Source organism: Emticicia sp. (assembly GCF_043780375.1).
In the GTDB taxonomy this organism is placed as follows: Bacteria; Bacteroidota; Bacteroidia; order Cytophagales; family Spirosomataceae; genus Emticicia.
The window spans coordinates 1-3,552 of record NZ_JAYWCU010000111.1; the positions used below are offsets into that span (position 1 = coordinate 1).

Genomic DNA, 3,552 nt, shown 5'->3' on the forward strand with positions numbered 1-3,552 from the left:
AAAACACGTACAGTCTTTTTACAATCAGGAAAACCAAAATTAGAAAAAAACAAAGTATCAGAAACAAGAAAAAACTTCCAACCGATCAAAGCAACCCACATCACAGAAGCAGGCGATGGGCTTTTCAAAGGAATAATGCTCATTGACTTACAATTTAGTGAGGATAATATTGAGCAAGAATTTATGCAAGTGATAAGCTCATAAGTAAAAATATATGGATTTACTCTCTAAGGGGTGCGTTCGCAGTCAAAATTAGCTAAATCTTCAAAGTTTATTTTTGCTTGACAACTGTATTAAATATTGAAAGCCCCGACTACATCAATAGCTTGGGGCTTGTTTTTGTCCTAAATTAGCCCATTCTCTCACATACCATGAGGTTTTCGATATGCAATTGCACCCCACAGTTAGGGCGTGTCACGTAATGAGCATAGTTATAAATCAATGATATTTTGAAAGAAAAATATCTAATTGATTGATAATAAGCTATTTATGCAAAAATAAATTGAAAATACTTGCTTTGAAGTTATTACTTTTGATGCTTTTTTCGTATCTTTAGGTATTGGAAGTCACGCCAAAACTGCTCGTAACAGGTGATTTCTGATTAAAATTTTCTAAAACTTAAATTTTTCAAAAAATGTCAAATCCAAAAAATTCGACTGGGCTTACTATTGCCCAAACTACAGACACGCCTTCTTTGGCGGTTTCAACTCCTTCTACTACTGAAAATGTAGTTTCAAAACCTACCAATCAAAAACCTGTTAATCTACAAGAGGTTTTTGAGAGATTAAAGGCAGGTAATCAAAAACAAAAAATGTATGAAGAGTTTTTTTTGAAACTTGACAACGTTAAAAACTTTCGAGAAAGTTTTGACGGTGGCGGATTGCTTATGGTCATTTCAAACCCCATTTCAGGCAATGAAATAACTATATCAAACTTAGATTTGATTCTTTCAACCGTTGATAAGTCTATAAAAATGGGCAATGATGTAAAGGAGAGAATTGAGGTAGAACTTTTGCAGATGGGTATTTAATAAAAAAGCCCTCATTCTCTCGTAAAGTTTGGGGGCTTAAAACTAAATTATTTCAATAATTTCAAATTCTAAAGAACAAATTTAATGAAAAATAATCGAAAAATCAGAGTATATGCTAAGATAAAATTTTGTCGAAAACATTTGAATCTTACCAGTAGAACTTCTCAAATAATACTTTCGGGAAATTGGCTTGTAGATGCAGGTTTTAATTTTGGCGATAGTGTTAATATCGAAGTAACCGACAAAAAGCTTGTTTTGTCAATTTGTTAATTTTTTTCTTCAGTTTATTTAAAATCAAAAAAATATGCAATCAAATTTAAATTGGGATATTATTGAACGACCTATTTTTTCAAATAATACGCCATTAACCAACCATAAGGCAATTTTTAGAAATGATACAAATACACTTTTAAATGTTGCAAAAACCACCTATACACCAACCAACAATCAAAGGTTTTTGGAAATTGTAGACAAAATGCAACAAATTACAAATTTTCCAATAAAATGCTTTGATGAATTCGAGGGAGGAAAAAAGGTTTTAGCATTTTTGGAATGCACTGAGCCTATGAAGGTTTTAGGGTATGATTTCAAAGATTATATGTTAATCGGCAATAGCCACGACAGTAGTACAGGCTTTTTTATTGGCAATAGTTCAATCATGGCAAGGTGTTCAAATCGTTTTTCAAAGGTTTTTCGCCAGTTGCAAGTTCACCACACCAAAAACCACGATTTGAAAATTGATAGCTTATTGAAAAGTTTTGAAATATACAACCATGAACGCAGAGCATTGTTTAACCAAATGGAATTGATGCAAAAAGTTTATATTGATGATGCTATAAAACTAGCTTTGGTTGAAAGATTAGTTAATATGACATTAGAAGAAAAACTTGGGCAAGTTGAACTTAGTACCCGAAAAATAAATCTAATTAGTAATATAAATAGTTGCATTGATAGGGAGTATATTGATTTAGGACAAAATGCTTTTGGTTTATTACAAGGCATTACAAATTATACAACCCATGTACGCAATAATAGCCAAAAAGTTTTTGGGAACGTTTTAGGCGGTGCCGCCCGAATGAATCAAGAGGCTTTCAGTTATTGCGAAGCATTGATTTAGTCAAATTTCTTCAAAAAAGTAAAATTCTGCTTCTAAGGCAGGGTTTTGCTCGGCTTCCATTGTTCGCATATCCTATTTTTTGGGTACATAACCTACTCCTCCAAGAAACCCAAATAATAGCACACGCACTTGATTTGCTATTCTGCCTCCTTCGCTCATTTTTTTGTGTCCTTCTAACATCAAACATTGAAGCCTAATTTCGACTATTAAATATCAAATTTAAGGCCGTGGCAAAACAAAAAGAAGAAACTATTGCAAGTGAATATGCTGACATTATTTTCGCACCAAATAGCGGTGGGCTGTTTGTAATGAGTGATGTTGCTTCGATGAAAGCCAAAAGCATTATTGACAAAAACCAACCCACAGGCATTACTACACAAGATGTGCCAGCTCAAAGTTCTGGTGACATCGCCAAATGGGGCGACAATAACCTAAAGCCACAAGACATTAAGGCACTCATTCACTCTTCTTTCGTACTAAAATCGGGGTTTTCCAAGCGGTTTCGTCAGGCGTTTTCAAACGGAATTATTACAAAGGAATGGCAGAATATTGATGGAAAAGATATTTTGGTTCGCAAGCGTTTTCCCGAATTTGAAGAATTTCAACGACGAAACAATTATGGACAAAATTATACAATGCAAGCCATTCGAGACCTTTTGAGGTTTGAAATAGCCTTCCCTGAATTGATTTTATCGGTAGATAAAACAAAAATACTCGGATTGCACGCCAAAAAAGCAACTCACTCACGGTTTTCATTGCAAAATACTGATGGTATTATTGAAAAATGTTATATCAATGCCGATTGGGCAAAGAATAGGGATTTGGAAGATAAAACCAAAGTAAAAATCCTTGACGTTGCTCAGCAAGACTATTGGTCGATGGAAAGAATTAAGTCTGGTTCGGCTTTCAATTATATTTATACTGTAAAAACAGCTTCAGACGAAAGTTACTATCCCGACCAAGATTGGCTCAGCGAAGATGTCTATGATTTGGTAGATATTTCAAAGTCTTGGGCAAAATTTGTTAAGCATTTGATGAATAATGCTGCCATTATCAATTACGTCGTGTTCATCAAAGATTGGTATTGGGAAGCAAGATTTGGAGCCGACGCATGGTCGAGATTTAGCTCAATTGATAAAGCAGCCAAGCGGAAATTAGAGATTGATAGCATCAATAAAAATATAACTGGCATTGATAAAGCTGGAAAAATGCTATTGGTTGACGTAAAAACAAAAGTTACATCCGCCATGAAAAACATGGGAGGTGGCGACTTGAAAGATACATCAAATGCCTGGGAAATAAAGGTATTAGACCAACCAAAAATCGACCAAACATTTTTGGAGGCCTTCAACTCTGCCAATCGCTCGCTGCAACATACCATTCAACTTGACTCTTCGTCATACGG

The 3,552-nt window shown here is 34.5% G+C and carries 5 protein-coding genes; all 5 read left to right on the plus strand.

Going from position 1 to position 3,552, the window contains the following annotated elements; genetic code table 11:
• A partial coding sequence (locus ACH2CJ_RS08050) for a hypothetical protein (RefSeq protein WP_394991927.1) occupies window positions 1-204 on the plus strand: 204 nt, incomplete at its 5' end.
• A 430-nt stretch (window positions 205-634) separates the two neighbouring features.
• Entirely contained in the window at window positions 635-1,030 is a 396-nt protein-coding gene (locus ACH2CJ_RS08055; RefSeq protein ID WP_394991929.1) for a hypothetical protein, read from the plus strand.
• Window positions 1,031-1,114: 84 nt separating this feature from the next.
• Complete coding sequence (locus ACH2CJ_RS08060) at window positions 1,115-1,300, plus strand: SymE family type I addiction module toxin (RefSeq protein WP_394991931.1); 186 nt, start codon at window positions 1,115-1,117, stop codon at window positions 1,298-1,300.
• A 34-nt stretch (window positions 1,301-1,334) separates the two neighbouring features.
• Window positions 1,335-2,147, plus strand: a complete 813-nt coding sequence (locus ACH2CJ_RS08065; protein WP_394991933.1) for a DUF932 domain-containing protein — start codon at window positions 1,335-1,337, stop codon at window positions 2,145-2,147.
• 227 nt (window positions 2,148-2,374) lie between these two features.
• Window positions 2,375-3,552, plus strand: a 1,178-nt coding sequence (locus ACH2CJ_RS08070) for a hypothetical protein (RefSeq protein WP_394991934.1), incomplete at its 3' end; no start/stop codon positions are given.

What these genes read in the sequence shown, in the direction of transcription:
- ACH2CJ_RS08055 (WP_394991929.1), top strand. Translation starts at nt 635, where the DNA reads ATGTCAAATCCAAAAAATTCGACTGGGCTTACTATTGCCCAAACTACA.
- ACH2CJ_RS08060 (WP_394991931.1), top strand. Translation starts at nt 1,115, where the DNA reads ATGAAAAATAATCGAAAAATCAGAGTATATGCTAAGATAAAATTTTGT.
- ACH2CJ_RS08065 (WP_394991933.1), top strand. Translation starts at nt 1,335, where the DNA reads ATGCAATCAAATTTAAATTGGGATATTATTGAACGACCTATTTTTTCA.